The sequence below is a fragment of the Parabacteroides caeci genome, assembly GCF_023656795.1.
Taxonomy (GTDB): Bacteria; Bacteroidota; Bacteroidia; order Bacteroidales; family Tannerellaceae; genus Parabacteroides; species Parabacteroides segnis.
Genome location: NZ_JAMOKT010000027.1, coordinates 20381 through 40443 on the forward strand (window position 1 = coordinate 20381; position 20063 = coordinate 40443).

14 protein-coding genes are annotated in these 20063 nt (G+C 46.2%); 8 read left to right on the forward strand and 6 right to left on the reverse strand.

Annotated features, from left to right (window positions below; translation table 11 throughout):
• Positions 1 to 7 precede the first annotated feature (7 nt).
• From NBH15_RS14600 to NBH15_RS14635, 8 genes are all read left to right on the forward strand, one after another.
• Positions 8 to 1678, forward strand: a complete 1671-nt coding sequence (locus tag NBH15_RS14600; protein WP_128133027.1) for a RagB/SusD family nutrient uptake outer membrane protein — start codon at positions 8 to 10, stop codon at positions 1676 to 1678.
• Between the two features lie 70 nt (positions 1679 to 1748).
• The gene (locus tag NBH15_RS14605; RefSeq protein WP_128133026.1) at positions 1749 to 3902 is read left to right on the forward strand and encodes a glycosyl hydrolase family 95 catalytic domain-containing protein; all 2154 of its coding nucleotides are present in this window, start codon (positions 1749 to 1751) and stop codon (positions 3900 to 3902) included.
• Between the two features lie 366 nt (positions 3903 to 4268).
• A complete protein-coding gene (gene dapF / locus NBH15_RS14610; protein WP_128133025.1) occupies positions 4269 to 5081 on the forward strand; it encodes a diaminopimelate epimerase in 813 nt (270 codons plus the stop codon).
• A 65-nt stretch (positions 5082 to 5146) separates the two neighbouring features.
• Complete coding sequence (locus NBH15_RS14615; RefSeq protein ID WP_128133024.1) at positions 5147 to 6373, forward strand: LL-diaminopimelate aminotransferase; 1227 nt, start codon at positions 5147 to 5149, stop codon at positions 6371 to 6373.
• 750 nt (positions 6374 to 7123) lie between these two features.
• Entirely contained in the window at positions 7124 to 8158 is a 1035-nt protein-coding gene (gene asnA / locus NBH15_RS14620) for an aspartate--ammonia ligase (protein ID WP_250822944.1), read from the forward strand.
• A gap of 55 nt (positions 8159 to 8213) precedes the next feature.
• A complete protein-coding gene (locus NBH15_RS14625; protein ID WP_250822945.1) occupies positions 8214 to 10400 on the forward strand; it encodes a glutamine synthetase III family protein in 2187 nt (728 codons plus the stop codon).
• A gap of 197 nt (positions 10401 to 10597) precedes the next feature.
• Positions 10598 to 10924 carry a hypothetical protein gene (locus tag NBH15_RS14630; RefSeq protein WP_244050936.1) on the forward strand — a complete coding sequence of 109 codons (327 nt, stop codon included), beginning with the start codon at positions 10598 to 10600 and terminating at the stop codon, positions 10922 to 10924.
• Positions 10925 to 10973: 49 nt separating this feature from the next.
• Positions 10974 to 12896, forward strand: a complete 1923-nt coding sequence (locus NBH15_RS14635; protein ID WP_250822946.1) for an NAD(+) synthase — start codon at positions 10974 to 10976, stop codon at positions 12894 to 12896.
• A 99-nt stretch (positions 12897 to 12995) separates the two neighbouring features.
• Here the strand turns inward: NBH15_RS14635 and NBH15_RS14640 are convergent, their stop codons facing one another.
• The 6 genes from NBH15_RS14640 to NBH15_RS14665 form a co-directional block, all read right to left on the reverse strand.
• Positions 12996 to 13439 (reverse strand): toxin-antitoxin system antitoxin subunit, encoded by a 444-nt coding sequence (locus NBH15_RS14640; RefSeq protein ID WP_250822947.1) that lies wholly within the window; start codon positions 13437 to 13439, stop codon positions 12996 to 12998.
• A 20-nt stretch (positions 13440 to 13459) separates the two neighbouring features.
• On the reverse strand, positions 13460 to 13750 hold the full coding sequence (locus NBH15_RS14645) for a nucleotidyltransferase domain-containing protein (protein WP_128133018.1): 291 nt from the start codon (positions 13748 to 13750) through the stop codon (positions 13460 to 13462).
• 252 nt (positions 13751 to 14002) lie between these two features.
• Positions 14003 to 15409, reverse strand: coding sequence for a Gfo/Idh/MocA family protein (locus tag NBH15_RS14650; RefSeq protein WP_250822948.1), 1407 nt, complete (start codon positions 15407 to 15409; stop codon positions 14003 to 14005).
• Positions 15410 to 15507: 98 nt separating this feature from the next.
• Positions 15508 to 17037 carry a sulfatase-like hydrolase/transferase gene (locus NBH15_RS14655; protein ID WP_250822949.1) on the reverse strand — a complete coding sequence of 510 codons (1530 nt, stop codon included), beginning with the start codon at positions 17035 to 17037 and terminating at the stop codon, positions 15508 to 15510.
• A 5-nt stretch (positions 17038 to 17042) separates the two neighbouring features.
• Entirely contained in the window at positions 17043 to 18461 is a 1419-nt protein-coding gene (locus NBH15_RS14660) for a sulfatase (protein ID WP_199676196.1), read from the reverse strand.
• A gap of 77 nt (positions 18462 to 18538) precedes the next feature.
• Positions 18539 to 20056, reverse strand: a complete 1518-nt coding sequence (locus NBH15_RS14665) for an arylsulfatase (RefSeq protein ID WP_128133016.1) — start codon at positions 20054 to 20056, stop codon at positions 18539 to 18541.
• Positions 20057 to 20063 lie beyond the last annotated feature (7 nt).

A 20063-nucleotide genomic window follows, 5' to 3' on the forward strand; every position in this document is an offset into this window, starting at 1 on the left:
ATTCGATATGAAAAAAATATTTATTACATGTGCAGCCATTTTGGCTTTATCATCTTCATGTTCCAGCATATTGGATAAAGAAGACCTGAGTTCTATCTCAGAAGAGCAAGTTTGGGTTGATAAAACATTAACAACCTCTTTCCTGAATGCATTATATGCCTCTATTCCGGCTTGGGATACCTCCGTAGCTGATGCCTCAGACGAGGCCACAGGTGGCGGCTCTTGGACAAACGGTACCATTACCCCGGATAGTCCTATCTGGTACTGGCCGTATGCAAACATACGCAATTGTAACATTTTTATACAAAATGCTTCAAACCCGGAGGTATGTACCATTGACCGTGAACTGGCAGACCGTTTGATCCATGAAGCTCGTTTCATCCGGGCTTACCTCTATTTTGAAATGGTAAAACGTTATGGCGGCGTGCCTTTGATAACAGTACCTCAAGAGATAACAGACGACCTCTTTGTCAAACGTAATTCAACCGAAGAGTGCTTCGAGTTCATTATCAATGAATTAAACGCTTGTTCTGAAAAATTGCCCGCTACATACGATGCCAGTGAATTGGGACGTATTACCAAAGGAGGGGTTAAAGCTTTCTTAGGACGAGTATTGTTGTTTCGTGCCAGCCCACAATTCAATCCTAACAACAAGATCGAGCATTGGCAAACAGCATATGACCACAACAAGGTGACACTTGAATATCTGATCGGTCAAGGACATGCTTTATACGAAGACTACGGTGAATTATTCTTGGAAGAAATGAACAAAGAAGTAATCTTTGCCATCCGCTATGAAAACCCGACCCGTACGCATAACCGCGATGCGGCAGTTCGTCCGATCAAATTCTCACAAAATGCTTCTGGTGGATGCCATCCGACACAAGAGGTTATCGACCGCTTCCCGACTATCGATGGTGGAACCTACACCTATGCCGATTGGGAAAAAGAAGGTAGCGGAGATATCTTTAAGTTGTGGGAAAACCGTGACAATCGTTTCTATGCAACAATAGTTTACCAAGGTAGTACCTATTTCAACGAAAAAATGGAATTGAATGAAGATGCTCAAAATGACTATGCGTATGGAAAAAACATGGGTACTCGAACTGGATATTATTCCAAAAAAGGTATCAATCAGAGTTTGTCAATTGATGAATGTCAGAAATCAGGAACCGACTACATTGACATCCGCTTAGGCGAAGTTATGTTGAACTATGCAGAAGCAGCGGTAGAGGTTGGTAAACAGGATGAAGCATTCGATATGCTAAAACAAATCCGTAAACGTGCCGGTATCAAAGAAACCAGTTCTAATCCGGACATGAAAGGAATGCTTTACGGTTTGAATCCGAACATGAGTCAAGAAGAAATGCGTGAAGCTGTACATGAAGAACGTTTCATCGAGTTGTTGTTCGAACAAAAACGCATATGGGATATGCGTCGTTGGATGATCTACGACAAATTAATGACAGGTCAGGAAAAACGTCATGCATTAGTGATGACCAAAAAAGGAGATGGTAACTATTCCACCCATCTGTTCGACCGTGACAATACCCCTATGATCACAAACGAACAAATGTATTTCCTACCAATGAAACGAGGCGAAATGAGTAACAACCCTAACCTGGAACAAACAAAAGGTTGGGAAAATGGTACATTCGATCCGCAGGCAGGACTGTAATAGTAAATAACTTAATTATAAACAGGGGCTAAATAAACTATTTATTCTGGCTCCTGTTTTTTTTATTATCATGAAGAATTATAGAACAACAGCAATTTTGATAGGCTGCTTAATTAATATTTACTGTATAAATGCTTCTATATCCAATTTTGACAACAAGTATAAAAAGGTTCTTGAAAAATATAGTATTTATACAGATTCCGTCATCAATGATTATTATAGCAGCGGACTAATCGGTAACGGGCTACTGGGAGCTTCGGTCTACAAACAGCAGGGAGATACGCTCTGTTGGGAACTCGGACGTACAGATGTATGTGATCATAGAAAAGAGAACTATTCCATATTATATACAGATTGTCGTTTGCCCATCGGTAAATTCCTAGTTCCCATGGCAAAAGGTTCTTCCTCCATGTTAACCGACCTATATAAATGTGAAGTCTCCGGAAGAATAAAAAACATAGATGGAACGGTTTCCTGGAGAACTTTAACTCCAGCAGAACATAATGTCTTCATCATTGAACTGGAAGGAGAAAATATTCCTGAAATCATTTTCAAACCCGAGCAGTCAATCAGTCCCCGATATACCTATAAAGACCAGGCCTATCGTAATAACGACTTTTTAGTAGGATACACAGCAAATCCGGACCCTATTGTCTATACAAAAAACGAATTTTCCATCTGCAAACAACCTCTTTTAGCAGGAGGTGAATATACTACCGTCTGGACAATCAGCAACCGCAAAAATAAAAAAGTACTGATTGCATCCATAGCCTATTCTCAAGTTCATACAGACACTGAGAAAGAAGCTATCAATAACATCAAAACCGTTCAAAAGGAAACCTTAAAGAAAGTCGAGAAGCGACACCTTAAATGGTGGCATACTTTCTATTCAAAAAGTTACGTATCCGTTCCGGAAGACAGATATAACGCCTTTTTTTGGTCTCAACTTTACAAATTAGGTTCAGCCACACGCAGCAATCGTTATCCAATAGACTTAATGGGTCCCTGGTTTCACAATGAAACTCCCTGGCCCGCTATTTGGTGGAATCTAAATATTCAATTAACTTATTCCCCTATGTTTACTATTAACCATAGCGAACTGTCTATTCCTTTATTAAAAATGCTGGACGATAATGTCGAAAATCTCAAAAGAAATGTTCCGGCTCTTTGCCCCTATCCAGCCATTGCTATTGGAAGATCCAGCACATATAATTGTAAAAGGACTGTTGAAAAAGAACATGGGCTATTACTCTGGACATTATTTTACTATTGGAAATATTGCAGTTACACTATGGATGATACCCGTCTAAAAGAAAAACTGTTTCCTTTACTCAAACTTTCGATAAATTATTACCGATATCTATTATTTAAAGGGGAAGACAAATACTTACATTTACCTTCAAGCCACTCTCCGGAATATGCCGATACAGAAGATTGTAATTTTGAACTATCCCTGCTTCGCTGGGGATGCGAAACACTGATAAAAACCGATAAAAGATTCACAATCAACGACCCATTATTACCTGAATGGGAAAATATTCTGAATAATCTTGTTCCCTATCCCGCAGATCAGGATGGCTTCCTGATAGGTAAGAATACCAAATTAAAGTCGGGACACCGGCATTACTCACATTTATTAATGCTTTATCCATTACAAAATTTTCCACTTACGACAGCTGAAAATATCGAAATAGCAAAAAAGTCTATTAATTATTGGTTAGGATTCAAAAATGCTTATTACTGTGGATATACATATACGGGAGCATCTTCCATGTCTACGTTGATGGGTGAAGGGAATCGGGCATACAATTATTTGAATATCTTCTTTGACAAGTACATGACTCCTAACACACTGTATAAAGAAGCCGGCCCTGTATTTGAAACACCAATGTCTGCATTAGCTTCATTTACAGAAATGCTACTTTCCAGTAATAACGAAACAATACGAATCATGCCGGCAATACCAGACACTTGGAAAAATATCAAATTCGATAATTTGTTGGCAGAAGGAGGTTTTGAAGTAAGCGCACAAAGGTCTAATGGCCTGACAGAAAATATTTCACTCAAAAGTTTATACGGTGGTAAATGTAAAGTCTACTGCGATATCCCAGATAAAGAGCGAAAGATAGAAACCTCAAAGACCGTCACAATACAAACTGGTGAAAACAACAGTCTCATTTTATCTATTCCTAAAGGAGAAACAGTGACAATAATAAGAAAATAAGAATAGACCACATTTGTATGCCATTTTACAAAAAGACGGCATTTCTCTAGAATTACTGACAATTCGTAGGAAATGCCGTCCTTTTTATACCCTTCTATGAACATAAAGACACAACCAAACCCGCCAACAAGTGTAGCTTTAACGATATTTCAACAACTTTTCACTTACAACAACTTACAATATCCACAGATTATTTGTTATACAGTTACGAATTATTACGTAAAACCGCTTTATTGAATCAAATTATCACACAATATAGATTTAAAGGGCATTTGGATACATTTAGTGATTATAATATATCAAAACGTCGTATATTTGCATCGTAACAAAACAAAAGGAAACAAGAATAGGAGTAAAACAAATAAAATGACAAATCCAGTTAGATTCACAAAGATGCACGGAGCCGGTAACGACTATATATACATAAACACGATGGCTTATCCCCTGGAAAACCCGGAAAAGCAAGCTATTAGATGGAGCGCTCTCCATACAGGCATCGGGTCGGATGGATTAGTCCTGATAGGTTCATCTGAAAAAGCCGATTTCAGCATGCGGATATTCAATGCAGACGGTTCCGAGGCCATGATGTGCGGAAATGCTTCCCGTTGCATCGGCAAATATGTATATGATGCAGGACTGACCGATAAAAAGACAGTTACCCTCGAAACATTATCCGGCATTAAAGAACTTCAGCTGACCGTTTCGGATGATGATACCGTCAGTGAAGTAACAGTCGATATGGGAACACCCGGAATCGGCGAACCAGCCCTCGAACTGGAAGCCGGCGGACAGGTTTACACCGGAACCGTCGTGTCGATGGGCAACCCTCATCTGGTTATTTTTGTTAATGATATAAACGATATCGACTTACCGGCTATCGGACCTAAGCTGGAAACACACGCCTTCTTCCCCGACCGGACCAATGTTGAGTTTGTACAGGTTTTAAAAGACGATGAAGTCCGGATGCGGGTATGGGAACGGGGCTCGGGCATCACCCAGGCTTGCGGAACAGGAGCTTGTGCTACAGTTGTAGCCGGTGTCGTATGCGGTAAGACTAAGCGGAAAACAAAAGTATTCATGGACGGCGGCCCGCTCACTATCCACTGGGACGAAAACTCAGGAAAGGTCTACATGACCGGAGGAGCAGTCACCGTATTTGAAGGAATAATAGAGAAATAACACAAAAAGCAAAACAAAGGGCCAACAACCCCGACAAAACAACAACATAAAACAATTGAACGAATATGGCACTGATTAATGAACATTTCCTGAAACTGCAAAGCAGTTACCTGTTTTCCGACATCGCGAAAAAGGTAAACAGTTTCAAAGTGACACACCCTAAAGACAAAATAATCCGCATGGGAATCGGTGATGTAACACAGCCCCTGGCACCTGCCGTCATCGAAGCCATGCATAAGGCGGTGGATGATTTGGCTTCTACAGAGAATTTCCACGGTTACGGCCCCGAACAGGGATACAGCTTCCTGATCGACGCAATCATCAAGAATGATTATGCCAGCCGCGGCGTATTCCTGGAGCCGGGAGAGGTTTTCGTCAGCGACGGTGCCAAAAGCGATTGCGGAAATATCGGCGATATTCTCCGCCACGACAACAGTATCGGGGTACTCGACCCGGTCTACCCCGTTTACATAGACTCCAACGTCATGAGCGGACGCACCGGAGTATTGGAAGACGGCAAATGGAGCGATGTTGTTTACATCCCCTGCACGGAAGCAAACGACTTCACGCCCGAATTGCCGGCCCGCAGGGTGGACATACTCTACCTCTGTTACCCGAACAACCCGACGGGAACGACCCTGACGAAAGACGAGTTGAAGAAATGGGTAAACTATGCATTGGCAAACGACGTCCTGATTATGTACGACTCGGCTTACGAGGCCTACATCCAGGACCCGAACATCCCCCACTCAATCTACGAAATCAAAGGGGCGAAGAAAGTAGCCATCGAATTCCGCAGTTTCTCGAAGACAGCGGGTTTCACCGGAGTACGCTGCGGATACACGGTTGTCCCGAAGGAGCTGAACGGCTTCACGCTGGGAGGCGAACGGGTACAGTTGAACAAACTGTGGAACCGCCGGCAGACGACCAAATTCAACGGAACCAGCTACATCACCCAGCGGGGTGCCGAAGCGGTTTACTCTCCGGAAGGCAAAGAACAGGTAAAGGCAACGATTAATTACTATATGACCAACGCACGGATTATGAGAGAAGCCCTCCAAGGTTGCGGCCTGAAGGTGTACGGCGGCGAGAACGCCCCTTACCTCTGGGTGAAAGCCCCGAAAGGTCTCAGCTCCTGGAAGTTCTTCGATAAACTATTGTACGAAGTCAACATCGTTGGGACACCGGGCGTAGGATTCGGCCCGAGTGGCGAAGGTTATCTAAGACTCACCGCCTTTGGCGACAGGGACGACACTTTGGAAGCTATGGCCAGGCTGAAGAAGTGGCTCTGAAGAATTGAAAATTGATAATTGAAAATTGAAAATTAAGGATTTGCAATTAGCGACTGACAATTAAGGAGCGAACGTTTCTCCAGGCAAATAAGAACGAAGCAGGAAAGGCGCATTCTGCAACGTTACCGGCAAAGACCTCTATTAGTAATAAACAAAAAAAGAAACATTATGAAAACAATGACTTTCAGGCAACCAGTTTTGGCTGCTACGGCTCTACTTATGTCTTTTACGACGTTCATGTGCGCCCGTCTGTGTCATCTGCGTACTACGAGGACACCTGGCAGAAGCAGCTACGCAATGAAGAACAAAGATTATTTAAGTATTTGATTTAGGTTATCTCATAAAAAGGACTGTATAGAGAAGTCGGCCGCTGCTTTTCGATTTTATAGAATGTTATACCGCTTGACCACACCTGACTATGGCAGGCAGCTCTATACCTCCTTTTTATCAACTATCAAAAAAGTAAGGTTATGAAAAAGATTGAAGCTATTATTCGCAAAACCAAATTCGAAAATGTGGAAGAAAAGGGATGGTGTGAATCGCACCACTCGGATAGGGCAAGCCCCTCCCCTCGGATACGATAGTACCTCATCCGGATGCGGCTATCTACCACACCGGGATGCGGCGGTTCACATCATCGGGATGAGGTAGACTACCGCATCCGGGTGCGGTACCATAGGATACGGGAAGGGAGGCACCCCCTCTCTTCCCATACCGACAAAGACAATCAACATTTTAAACTATATACACATGTCACTGATTATTCCAAAAGATTACAAACAGACGCTTACGCCGGAAACGACCGAGCAAGCGATTCAGATGTTAAAAACCAGCTTCCAGGAGAAACTGTCGAAAGCGTTGAACCTGCGCCGCGTAACCGCCCCTTTATTCGTTCTCTCGGGAACCGGCATCAACGACGACCTGAACGGGGTGGAACGTGCCGTCAGCTTCCCCATCCACTGCATGGGCGAACGGCGGGCAGAAGTCGTCCACTCGCTCGCCAAATGGAAACGGATGAAACTGGCGGCCTACCGCATCCCTGCCGGCTACGGACTTTATACCGACATGAATGCCATCCGCGGCGACGAAGATCTCGACAACCTTCACTCGCTATATGTCGACCAGTGGGACTGGGAAAAAACCATCCGCCCGGAAGACCGCAATCTGGATTACCTGAAACGCACCGTACGTTGCATTTACACGCTACTGAAAGAAATCGAGGAGATGGTCTACAACCAGTATCCTCACATCACTCCTTCCCTGCCGGACAACATCACCTTCATCCATGCGGAAGAATTACAAAAGATGTATCCGGGCATTTCTCCCCGTGAACGCGAAAACAAAGCAGCCGCCAAATTCGGTGCCATCTTCGTTATCGGCATCGGCGGCGAACTGACAAACGGGGAGAAACACGACGGACGTGCCCCCGACTATGACGACTGGAGTACGGTCAACTCCGACGGCTTCAACGGCCTGAACGGTGACATCATCCTTTGGAACGACGTCTTGCAATGTGCCTTCGAACTGTCATCCATGGGTATCCGTGTCGACAAAGAGGCCCTGCGCCGGCAGCTGGAAGAACGCGGATGCCCCGAACGTGCCGGCCTGGAGTTCCACAAGATGCTGCTCGACGGCCGCCTCCCGCAATCCATCGGTGGCGGCATCGGCCAGAGCCGCCTCTGCATGTTCTTCCTCCGCAAAGCACATATCGGCGAGGTACAGGCTTCGATATGGCCGGAAGAACAGGCTGACATCTGTAAGCAAAACAATATCATCTTGTTATGATAAGTTACCATCAGATATAAATAAAAACAAACACTTACTATAAAAATCAGGTATTATGTCAAAGTTAAGATTCAGAGTAGTAGAATCGGCCTTCAAGAAAAGAGCCGCCGAAGTAGCCGCCCCGGCAGAACGTCCGTCGGAATATTTCGGAAAGAACGTATTCAACCGCGAGAAGATGTTCAAGTATCTTCCGGAAAAAGCCTATGCCAGACTAGTCGACTCCATCGACAACGGTATCCCCCTCGACCGCGAGACTGCCGACGCCGTAGCCGCCGGCATGAAAAAATGGGCCATCGAAATGGGCGCAACACATTATACCCACTGGTTCCACCCCCTCACCGAAGGGACAGCCGAAAAACATGACGCTTTCGTCGAACACGACGGCAAAGGCGGCATGGTCGAAGAGTTCTCCGGCAAACTGCTGATACAACAGGAGCCCGATGCCTCCAGCTTCCCGAACGGTGGTATCCGTAATACATTCGAAGCCCGCGGTTACTCCGCCTGGGACCCTTCCTCTCCTGCTTTTATCGTGGGTGACACCCTGTGTATCCCGACCATCTTCATCGCCTACACCGGCGAATCCCTCGACTATAAAGCCCCGCTGCTGAAAGCGCTTGAAGCCGTAAACAAGGCTGCCGTCGACGTATGCCATTACTTCAACCCGGAGGTAAAGAAAGTATATTCCTACCTCGGCTGGGAACAGGAATATTTCCTGGTAGACGAAGGACTCTACGCCGCCCGCCCCGACCTGTTGCTCAGCGGACGTACGCTGATGGGCCATGAGAGCAGCAAAAACCAGCAGCTCGAGGACCATTACTTCGGTGCCATCCCCACCCGCGTCATGGAATTTATGAAAGAGTTGGAAATAGAGGCCCTCAAACTGGGTATCCCATTGAAAACCCGTCATAACGAAGTGGCCCCGAACCAGTTCGAGCTAGCCCCTATCTTCGAGGAATGCAACCTCGCCAACGACCACAACCTGCTGGTCATGGCGCTGATGCGTAAAATCAGCCGCAAGCACGGTTTCCGTGTCCTGTTGCATGAAAAGCCCTTCAAGGGTGTCAACGGCTCGGGCAAGCACAACAACTGGTCGCTGGGCACCGACACCGGCATCGGCCTGATGGGTCCGGGCAAGACACCGGAAGACAACCTCCGTTTCATCACCTTCGTAGTAAACGTGCTCATGGCCGTCTACCGTCATAACGGACTGCTGAAAGCCAGCATCTCGAGTGCCACCAACGCCCACCGCCTGGGAGCCAACGAAGCACCTCCCGCCATCATCTCCAGCTTCCTCGGCACGCAGCTGTCGCAGGTATTGGAGCACCTTGAAAAAAGCGAGCCCGAAGACCTGATGCTGGCCGGCAAACAAGGCATGAAGCTCGACATCGCCCGCATCCCCGAGTTGCTGATTGACAATACCGACCGCAACCGTACTTCGCCTTTCGCCTTCACCGGCAACCGTTTCGAGTTCCGTGCCGTAGGTTCCGAAGCCAACTGCGCGTCTGCCATGCTCGCCCTCAATGCTGCCGTGGCCGAACAGTTGAAACTCTTCAAAGCCGAAGTAGACGCAAAGATTGCCACCGGCAAAGAGAAATTCGCCGCCATCCTGGAAGTCCTCCGCAAAGACATCAAAGCCTGCAAAGCCATCCACTTCGACGGCAATGGTTACAGCGATGAATGGAAAGAAGAAGCCCGTCGCCGCGGTCTGGATTGCGAAACCAGCGTACCGCTCATCTTCGACAACTACCTGAAGGAAAGCAGTATCCGGATGTTCGAATCGACCGGCGTCATGACCCACAAGGAACTAGAAGCCCGCAACGAAGTAAAATGGGAGACGTACACCAAGAAAATCCAAATCGAAGCCCGCGTGTTGGGCGACCTGACGATGAACCATATCATCCCTATCGCCACCCGCTACCAGTCTTCGCTGATTGACAACGTATATAAGATGAAGGACCTCTTCCCGGCAGAAAAAGCCTCCGTCCTCTCCGCCCGTAACCTGGAGATTATCGAAGACATCGCCTGCCGCACCAACTTCATCAAGGAAAAGGTAGACGAAATGGTCAAAGCCCGCAAGGTCGCCAACAAAATCGAAAGCGAACGCGAAAAGGCAATCGCCTACCACGACACCATTGTCCCAATGCTGGAAGAAATCCGCTACCACATCGACAAACTGGAACTGGTAGTAGACGACCAGATGTGGACGTTGCCGAAGTATCGCGAATTATTGTTTATCCGATAAGACCACACATTCCTTGAGCCGGGGTGTCCCTCCAAAGCATCCCGGCTTATCTTATCATCTCACTCAGACAGTAGTTTTTTGTTGATTGTTTTGTGTTTGCAAGGGGAGCATGCTGTGAAGTATAGCTTCCCTTCTTTTATATTCCCGGAGAATTATATACCTTTGGACCATCATTATATAAGAAAGGAGTTTACGTTATGACGGCAACACGACAAAAGGAAAAAGATGCGATGTTATCTCCTATTGCGTTTAGTATCGAAGATGCCAATAAAGAAATAAACTCGGCAGAACAAGAACTAGCCGAAGGGGCAGGTGTCACTGAAACAGAAATGAAACATTTCTTCAAAAACATCCGAGTTCGCTTATCTGATAAGGGAAAAACTCCCCGCCCCTGTGTCATCAACTCCCAAGAGGAGATGATTGCAGCAATCACGGAATCTGAAAAAGAGATTGAACGCGGAGAATACATCACTAACGAAGATATGGAAAAGGAGATTGAATCATGGTTCAAAGAAGATATTTAATCTGCGCTGGTCTGCATCATCTAATATTATCCTATAAAAATAAACTCATATGAACTACGGATTCGTAAAAGTAGCAGCAGCCGTCCCACACGTACAGGTGGCAGACTGTTTTTATAATATTCAGCAGATGGAAGGCCTGATGCGCCAGGCTTCGGACAAAGGCGTACAAATCATTGCCTTCCCCGAAATGTCGGTAACGGCTTATACCTGCCTGGACCTGTTCGCCCAGCAGGCTTTGCTGAAAAATGCAGAACAAGCCTTATTGAAACTGGTCAGCGACACCGCCGACCTGAATACCCTCACAATCGCAGGCGCCCCGTTAGTGACGGAAAACAGACTGATAAATGCCGCCGTAGCTTTCCAGAGCGGAAAGATATTAGGCGTAGTCCCCAAAACATACATACCGAACTACAAGGAGTTCCAGGAACAACGCTGGTTCACTTCCGCCACCGAATTACGGGACAAGACCGTCTCAATCGGAGACAGAACATATCCGTTGGGCAGCCACTTGCTCTTCACCGCCGGACAGGTAAAAGTCGGCATCGAAATATGCGAAGACCTGTGGGTTCCCATCCCCCCCAGTTCCTTACTGGCGATGGAAGGAGCCAATATCCTTGTCAATATATCCGCCAGCAACGAACTGATCGGAAAACATCATTACCTCCGTTCGCTGATATGCCAGCAGTCCGCCCGCTGCATGGCAGGGTATGTCTATGCCTCCGCCGGTTTCGGAGAATCCAGCACCGACCTTGTCTTTGCCGGCAACGGGATCATTGCAGAAAACGGCACTCTATTGGAAGAATCCCCACGCTTCACCATGCAGGAACAACTCGTCATCAGTGAAATTGACATCGAGAACCTGCAAAACGACCGCCAGGTAAATACTAGCTTCATGCACGGCGCCTCCACCCTGCTGGGGGGTGAAACAATAACAATCCCGTTCGCCCTGTCTGAAAACTCCGGCCAGCCGGTATTGACCCGCTCTGTCGACCCGCATCCGTTCACCCCTTCCGGCGACGCACTGAAGGAACGTTGCGAAGAGATTTTCCAAATACAGGTAGCCGGACTGGCTAAACGTATCGTCCACACACACTCCCGGACAGCGGTAGTCGGTATCTCCGGCGGACTCGATTCCACACTGGCATTGCTGGTAACCGTCATGACATTCGATGCCCTGAATATCCCACGCAACCAGATACTCGGCATCACCATGCCCGGCTTCGGAACGACAGACCGCACCTACACCAACGCTTGCGACCTTATCCGTTCACTGGGTGTCACATTAAAGGAAATCTCCATCAAGGATGCCTGCCTCCAGCATTTCAAAGATATCAGTCACAACCCATCGGTTCACGACGTGACCTACGAAAACAGCCAGGCCCGCGAACGCACCCAAATCCTGATGGACGTAGCCAACCAGGAAAACGGCCTGGTCATCGGTACCGGCGACCTTTCCGAACTGGCCCTTGGCTGGGCTACCTACAACGGAGATCACATGTCGATGTACGGTGTAAACGGCAGTATCCCCAAGACGCTTGTCAGATACCTGGTAGAATGGGTTGCCCACAACCGGGTGGATGAAGCCTCACGTGCTACATTGCTGGATATCGTCGACACTCCAATCAGTCCCGAACTGATACCCGCCGACGAAAACGGAAACATCAAACAGAAAACGGAAGACCTCGTAGGCCCTTACGAACTCCACGACTTCTTCCTCTACCATTTCCTCCGTTTCGGCTCCTCCCCCGCCAAGATTTATTTCCTGGCACAACAGGCTTTCGGTGGCAGTTACGACAAAGAGACCATCCGGAAATGGCTCCACACCTTCTTCCGCCGTTTCTTCCAGCAGCAGTTCAAACGTAGTTGCCTGCCGGACGGCCCGAAAGTAGGTTCCGTCAGCCTCTCCCCCCGTGGCGACTGGCGTATGCCGAGCGATGCCATGGCGACACTTTGGCTGAAAGAGTTAGACTAAAAAAACAAAAGATAAAACGTCCCGCATCCAAATTTGATAGTTTAGATGCGGGACGTTTTATTTCTAAATTCCGTTTTATTAAATCCTGACTATCTTCTCTCAGACAGCAGCTTTCATTCGTTTATAAATACTTTTTAATATTGGCACCTTGGATATTAATTCATTCAATACAGAAACAATATCATTTTCCATCAATGGATAATCATGGGCAATCTCATTACGCAATTCCCGAATATATCCCCACTCATCTGCACTATCTATAAAATGATAACGCTCCAAAAGATTTAGAATATCCCGCATTGGCAAAGCAGAAACATCTTCATCCAAATACTCCAACACATATCGGAAAATCTTAGCCCCCATAGCATCCTGTAGTTTGGAGAAACGAAAAATAAACTGATCCATACAACGGATTTGGTTCTCATCCAAATTCGTATAGCTATCAACAGACATAGGGATATCCGTATGCATAGCCTCTAAAGCCTCATCTATGCGTTGAATGTGCCGGTCGCAAATATCAAATTCACGACTCAATCGTTCCATCAATTCCTGTTTTCGATTTGTCATATTAATCGTATACCTGTTATTAATGCCTCCTTTGCAACCAACGATTCTTCATGGTCGCCTATCACATCGATTTTCTGATCGCCTAAAAATTGTTTCAGCCGAGCAATCATGCGTATACGAGCTAAGACACCTTTCTTTTCGGATGTAGTACGTACTAACAGATCAATGTCTCCACCACGTTTCTCGTTATCTGTTCGTGAACCGAACAGATAAACTTCGACACCTTCCCCATAAATTTCTTTTGCTACACGGACAATCGATTGTATGTCTTTCTTATTTAAACGCATTTTATCTCTGTTTTTACAAAGATAGATACTTTTATTTTGTATTCAATACTCCACATTCCGAATTCTTACTCGTAACAGTTTAAACAATTACCTCCCCAACACTATTAGCACTATTGTGTCAATATTACCAGCACTACTGTGCTAGCTATACTGACACAGTAGTGTGACCAACAGTAGGACTACTGTGCTATTATATAAAAAAGGCTACCGGAATCCCGATAGCCTTTTGTTTTTTTATCGCTTACTTATCAATTACATGCCGAATGCCGGTTTACGGTGAATCCACTGTCCGCGTGTAAAGTCGGGGAAGTCAACCAATGCACCGCCACGGGCGATAGACATTTCAGACAAACCGGAGATAGCACTCCATGCAGCTGCATCGTAGCAGTCCATAGGAGCCGGTTTCTTATTCTTGATGGCATCGATCAGGTCGTACATCATGATGAAGTCCATACCACCGTGACCGGCTTCTTTTGCCTGGGCATCCAGCTGAGCCCACAGCTTATGGTCATATTTCTTGAACCATTCGTCAGAGTCATCCCAACGGTGAGGTTTGGATTTACCCTGTACATATACATGGTTGCCATCGTTCATCCACAAACCTTCAGTACCCTGTACACGGAATCCCAAAGAGTAAGGACGAGGAGAGTTTGTATCGTGTGTAACGATGATCGTCTGGCCGTTCGCACATTTAATCATAGAAGTTACGATATCACCCAGGTTGAAACGAACTTTTGCCAAGGGATGGTTTTCACCGCCATTGTCTACGATAAACTTATGCAATCCGCGAGACTGAGTTGCCATAGCAGACAGAGAAAGGAAACGATTACCACGGTTGATGTCCATGCAGTTTGCAATCGGTCCGATACCGTGAGTCGGGTAAATATCACCATTACGTGTTACAGAATGCTGTGTACGCCACTGAGCTTCAGCAAAAGCTGTCGGGCCCATACGCAAGTCACCGCTACCCGGTACATAGTTATAGTTTTTACCGTCATTGAACTTCACTTCACGCAAGTCATGTTCGTAACCGCAACCACCGTGCAGCAACTCACCGAACAAACCTTCGCGAACCATGTTCAAAGCAGCCATGCAGTCACGACGATAACAAACATTTTCCATGATATTCAGATGGCTGCCTGTTGCTTCCGATACGTTAACCAAATCCCAGCATTCTTCCAGCGTATTGGCAGCAGAAACTTCTACGCCAACATAAGGAACACCGGCTTTCATGGCTGCAACCGACATCGGTACGTGCCATTCCCACGGGCTGGCAATAATCACGCAGTCGAACTCTTCATTGTTCAACATCTTTTCAAATTCACGTTCGCCACCTTTATACACTTTCGGGGCATCCACGTTGAATTTAGCGATGTGTTTCAATGTACGGTCGATCGGGCCTTGCTGGATATCGCAAATAGCAACAATCTTATTTCCCGGGATAGCCAGCACATTATTGATGTGCTCATGGCAGCGTGAACCTGTTCCGATAAATCCGAAACGCAGTTTGCCGTCATCTTTTCCGGCTGTTTTTTTCTTCTGAGGTTCTGAAGAACCTGCTACTGTAGTGGCCGAAGCAGTACCTGCCATAGCCAAACCTGCTGCACCAACTCCGGCGGCAGTCATTTTCTTAAGAAAGGAACGACGAGTGTTTTCCATGTTCTTTATTTAGTATTTTATGTTAAGTGGGCAAATTTATAATATTTAATCAACTTCTCAAATATGTTTAGAAAAAAAGAGTCAATCATTTTAATCTATTAATAGTTTGTAATCTTTCCGGTCTCCCTTTTCAGCTTCTCGAAGGTCATCATCATTTGGCGCAACCGTTTAGGTTCTTTATCCGCCAAGTTATGATTCTGTCCGACATCTTCCTTTACATTATATAACTGGTAACAATTTCCCAATCCCGAAAAACCGGTACCGTCAGGGTCGTCATAATAGCTGGGATACGGTGGAATCATCACCCAGTCGCCCTGATGGAGAGCATAATTGAAATAACCTTCCGTCACCAGTTCCTTACGTCCCTGGTCGCTTTTTCCCAAAAAGACGGGCAAAGTGTTCTGGCTGTCCGTCTTATCCGAATACGTCTGCCCGGTCAATGCAGCCAATGAAGCCAGCAAATCCATCTGGCAAACCAATGCATCGGATACTCCCGGTTTTACAACCGCTGGCCAACGCAACAGGAACGGGATGCAGGTACCGCCGTCATACAAGCTGGTCTTTCCTCCGCGGTGAGGGCCAGCCATCTTATGATTGCCAACCATTTCGACAGCCTGGTCCTGATAACCGTCATCCAATACGGGACCGTTATCGCTGGTCAGAATAATCAGAGTATTCTCCGTCAATCCCAGTTTATCCAGTTCTTTCAGAAATTCAGTCACACACCAGTCAGCTTCCAGGATGACATCTCCGCGAGGTCCCATACCGGATTTACCGACAAACTTCTGATTCGGTACACGGGGCACATGCGGCTGGTGCAATCCGTAATACAGGAAGAAAGGTTTATCTTTATTGTCTTTCAAAAAGCCTTTGGCTTTCTCCAGGAATAACTCAGCCATATCTTCATCTTTCCACTGGGCAGCCTTACCGCCTTTCTGGAAACCGATACGCGGCACACCGTTTACAATCGAACCGGCATGTCCCACACTCGGATGCATCCGGAGTAGTTCAGGGTTATCTTTTCCGGTAGGTTCACCGGGGAAATTATGCTTATAACTGACATACAGCGGGTCATTCGGTTCCAGTCCGACTCCTTTCCCGTTTTCGATAAAGATGCAAGGCACACGGTCGTTGGTCGCTGCTTGGATGAACGAATAATCATATCCCACTTCCTTGGCTCCGGGATAAACCGTTTCATTCCAGTCTACCGCTCCGTCACCCAGTCCCAGATGCCATTTACCGACCGAGCCGGTCACATAGCCGGCCTGTTTCATGACCTTCGGCAAAGTGACTTGCTGCGTATTGATAATCAGAGCGGCATTACCGGGAAGGATTTTTGCATCCTTATTCGTCCAGGGATATAACCCGGTCAGAAGCGAATAACGGCTGGGCGTGGAAGTCGCTGCCGTACAATATCCCTGCGTAAAACGCAATCCTTCGTTTGCTATCCGGTCCATACCCGGAGTCTGTATACGGGTGGCTCCGTAACAACTCAAATCGCCATACCCTAAATCGTCGGCTACAATGATTACGACGTTGGGCTGTTGCGGAGTAGCTTGTGCAATAGTTGATGCCGGAAAAGCCAATCCGGCAATCAGACAATTCAAATTAAATCCTTTTACTTTCATACTGGTTATTTCTTGTTTTCAGGTTTATACAATGGGTTCAAACGATCCGGAACAGGAGCGTTAGTCTCCTTCTTCCAGACATTCAGCTGTTCATATAATTGAACGGTTTTATCGGGATATTTACCAGAAACATCCTGCTTCTCAGACGGGTCCTGATTCAGGTCATACAATTCCAAAGTACCGTCTTCATAATTCTCAATTAATTTCCAACCTTTTTGAAGGATTACGGAAACGGGGCGTGAACGGAATAACTGGTCACGTCCTTCATTCGGATGTCCTCCCGCCTCTAGATAAGCGGGAAAATGCCAGTAAAGCGTCCGGTCATTCAAATAAGTCGTTTTTCCCTCGTCCAGCAATGGCAACAAATCTTCGCCATCGGGAGTTATTATCGGATCGGCCCCAGCCAAATGAACCAAGGTCGGATACAAATCCAACTGCGAAACCGGCTCTGTACGAGTGATTCCCCCTTCATATTTCCCTTTCATATAGAGAATAAACGGCTCTCGTATTCCTCCTTCATAAAAAGAACCTTTTCCGGCCCGCAGCGGCCATTGACGTGAAATATGGTAGACACCTCCGTTATCCGAAGTGAAAACAACCAACGTATTTTCCGACAGCCCATTCTTTTCGACCGCATCGAGCACACGCCCGATACCGGTATCCATACTCTCGACCATCGCCGCATAAACCGGATTGTTATGAGCTTTCGTTGCTGGTTTCCGTTTATATTTCTCTATCAATTCCGGTTTTGCTTGCAAAGGTGTATGAACTGCATAAGTAGCATAATACAAGAAAAAAGGCCGTTCACGACTTACCGTATCTATGTACCGAACCACTTCCGAGGCAAGCCTGTCCATTAGGTATTCACCCTCAGGCCCATCTGTCAAATTCGGGTTCTTATAAGGAGAAAAATAGCTTTTCGGGTGTCCGCCCTCATAGCCTCCGATATTCACCTCCATGCCATTCTTCAAAGGGTCGGCCGTGACATGCCATTTTCCCACATGGCAGGTCTGGTATCCGGCTGCACGTAATGCCTGTGGTAAAAGCCAAGTCGAATCGTCCAGCACTTTTTTATTTTCACAAGGAATAAGTTTGCGGTCTTCCGCTTTGCCACGTTCGGCAGGAGCAACGGTGTAGATACCATGACGGGGAGTATTCAGTCCAGTCATCAGGCAAGCCCGGCTGGGAGCACTGTTAGCTGCTCCGGCATAGGCATTCTGAAAACTGACTCCAATTTTATGAAGCCTGTCAATATGAGGAGTTTCATAATATACACTTCCGTTATATCCGACATCGGCCCATCCAAGGTCGTCAATATTTATCAAAATAATGTTCGGTTGTGCCGAAGTTTTTTTCGTTACAGCCATGCTGCTGTTTACCACACATAATAAACCGCAAGCCATCAGTAATTTCGTGTCCTTCATAGGTATTATAGAATATAAGCAGGGACAGATAAAAAATATCTGTCCCGACAAATGTATAAATAAATCCGTTAAAAGAGCTACATTGCAAATCTTTTAATTATCGGTTCTTCATGCGCTTCTTTCATCTTTTCCCGCATCGTACTGATAATTTCCGGATAATCAGCAGCTACATTCACTTGTTCTCTTGGATCTTTCTCCAAATCGAACAACATCATATTGCCTTCTCCTTCTTTCTTTATATTCAGGAGCAATCCTTTCCATTTACCCATACGGATAGCTTTCGATCCGCCTCCCTCGGGATACTCCCAATATAAATACTCATGTTCTGGTTGTTTCTTCCCGATTAATTCAGGAACAAAACTAATACCGTCTGTCCGAGGAGAAGCAATACCAGCCAATTCACAAACCGTCGGCATTACGTCCCAGGATGCACAGATATGATCACTCGTCGTACCCGGTTTGATATTTCCTTCCCAAGTGACAATCATCGGGACACGGATTCCACCTTCACGGATAGAAGCTTTACCCCATCCGGCTTCCGATTTAAAGGGCTTAGCACTATCAAACCAAGGAGAATCGCTACCACCATTAAACGTCGGGCCGTTATCGCTTGTAAAAACAATAACCGTATTCTCATAAATACCCAACTCTTTCAGCTTCTTTACAAGTCCACCGATTTGCTCATCCCAGTAACTGATCATCGCCGCATAGGTTGCCCGAGGATAACGGCAAGGAAAATAACCCTTATTTCCGACATAAGGTTCTTCTGTCCCGAACTTATCGACATAATGTTTCACCCATCGCTCCGGAGCCTGTAACGGTACATGCGGTAGTGGAGTAGTCCATGCCAAAAAGAAAGGCTCATCCTTGCTACGCTCCACAAATTTAATAATTTCATCATACATCAGATCACAACTATATACCTTCTGGGTATATTTATCATAGCTCTTTTCATCATAAGGATCTGCTCCTTCATCCAGCTTCGTGCCCGGAATCAACAAATGATTGGGAAGATACTCCCTCACCTCATTCCGGTAAAGGAATGGTGGGTAATAAGTATGCGCCTGACGTTGGCAATTATACCCATAAAAGAAGTCAAACCCCATTTTATTAGGTGTTCCTTCCGAACCTGGATATCCCAACCCCCATTTACCGATACATCCGGTCGTATAGCCGGCTTCTTTAAGGACGGAGGGAATCGTTACGGTTCCGGCTAATAAAGGACGTTGCCCTTCCAATGTCGAATCGGCCAGCATCGCTTCATGGCTCCAGACTTCACCGCGTTCGCGCATTTCATCATTTCCGCGAATATAAGCATGCCCACTATGCAAACCTGTAAAAGTAATGCAACGCGACGGAGCCGAAACTGCTGTACCTGCATAGTTTTGTGTAAAACGCATACCACGCTCCGCCAACTTGTCTATATTCGGCGTCTCGATTTGTTGTTGCCCGTAGCAACCCAATTCCGCATACCCCAAATCGTCTGCCAGAATGTAGATAATATTAGGCTGCTTGGATTCTTTTTCCTTTGTGCATCCGGAAACCAGAAACACACTCAAGAAAGAGGAAGTCAATAATAAATTTGTTTTTTTCATGATCTCT

Bases quoted from the DNA above. Each gene is read 5' to 3' on its own strand.
- NBH15_RS14600 (WP_128133027.1), top strand. From the start codon at position 8: ATGAAAAAAATATTTATTACATGTGCAGCCATTTTGGCTTTATCATCT.
- NBH15_RS14605 (WP_128133026.1), top strand. From the start codon at position 1,749: ATGAAGAATTATAGAACAACAGCAATTTTGATAGGCTGCTTAATTAAT.
- dapF (WP_128133025.1), top strand. From the start codon at position 4,269: ATGACAAATCCAGTTAGATTCACAAAGATGCACGGAGCCGGTAACGAC.
- NBH15_RS14615 (WP_128133024.1), top strand. From the start codon at position 5,147: ATGGCACTGATTAATGAACATTTCCTGAAACTGCAAAGCAGTTACCTG.
- asnA (WP_250822944.1), top strand. From the start codon at position 7,124: ATGTCACTGATTATTCCAAAAGATTACAAACAGACGCTTACGCCGGAA.
- NBH15_RS14625 (WP_250822945.1), top strand. From the start codon at position 8,214: ATGTCAAAGTTAAGATTCAGAGTAGTAGAATCGGCCTTCAAGAAAAGA.
- NBH15_RS14630 (WP_244050936.1), top strand. From the start codon at position 10,598: ATGACGGCAACACGACAAAAGGAAAAAGATGCGATGTTATCTCCTATT.
- NBH15_RS14635 (WP_250822946.1), top strand. From the start codon at position 10,974: ATGAACTACGGATTCGTAAAAGTAGCAGCAGCCGTCCCACACGTACAG.
- NBH15_RS14640 (WP_250822947.1), bottom strand. From the start codon at position 13,439: ATGGAACGATTGAGTCGTGAATTTGATATTTGCGACCGGCACATTCAA.
- NBH15_RS14645 (WP_128133018.1), bottom strand. From the start codon at position 13,750: ATGCGTTTAAATAAGAAAGACATACAATCGATTGTCCGTGTAGCAAAA.
- NBH15_RS14650 (WP_250822948.1), bottom strand. From the start codon at position 15,409: ATGGAAAACACTCGTCGTTCCTTTCTTAAGAAAATGACTGCCGCCGGA.
- NBH15_RS14655 (WP_250822949.1), bottom strand. From the start codon at position 17,037: ATGAAAGTAAAAGGATTTAATTTGAATTGTCTGATTGCCGGATTGGCT.
- NBH15_RS14660 (WP_199676196.1), bottom strand. From the start codon at position 18,461: ATGAAGGACACGAAATTACTGATGGCTTGCGGTTTATTATGTGTGGTA.
- NBH15_RS14665 (WP_128133016.1), bottom strand. From the start codon at position 20,056: ATGAAAAAAACAAATTTATTATTGACTTCCTCTTTCTTGAGTGTGTTT.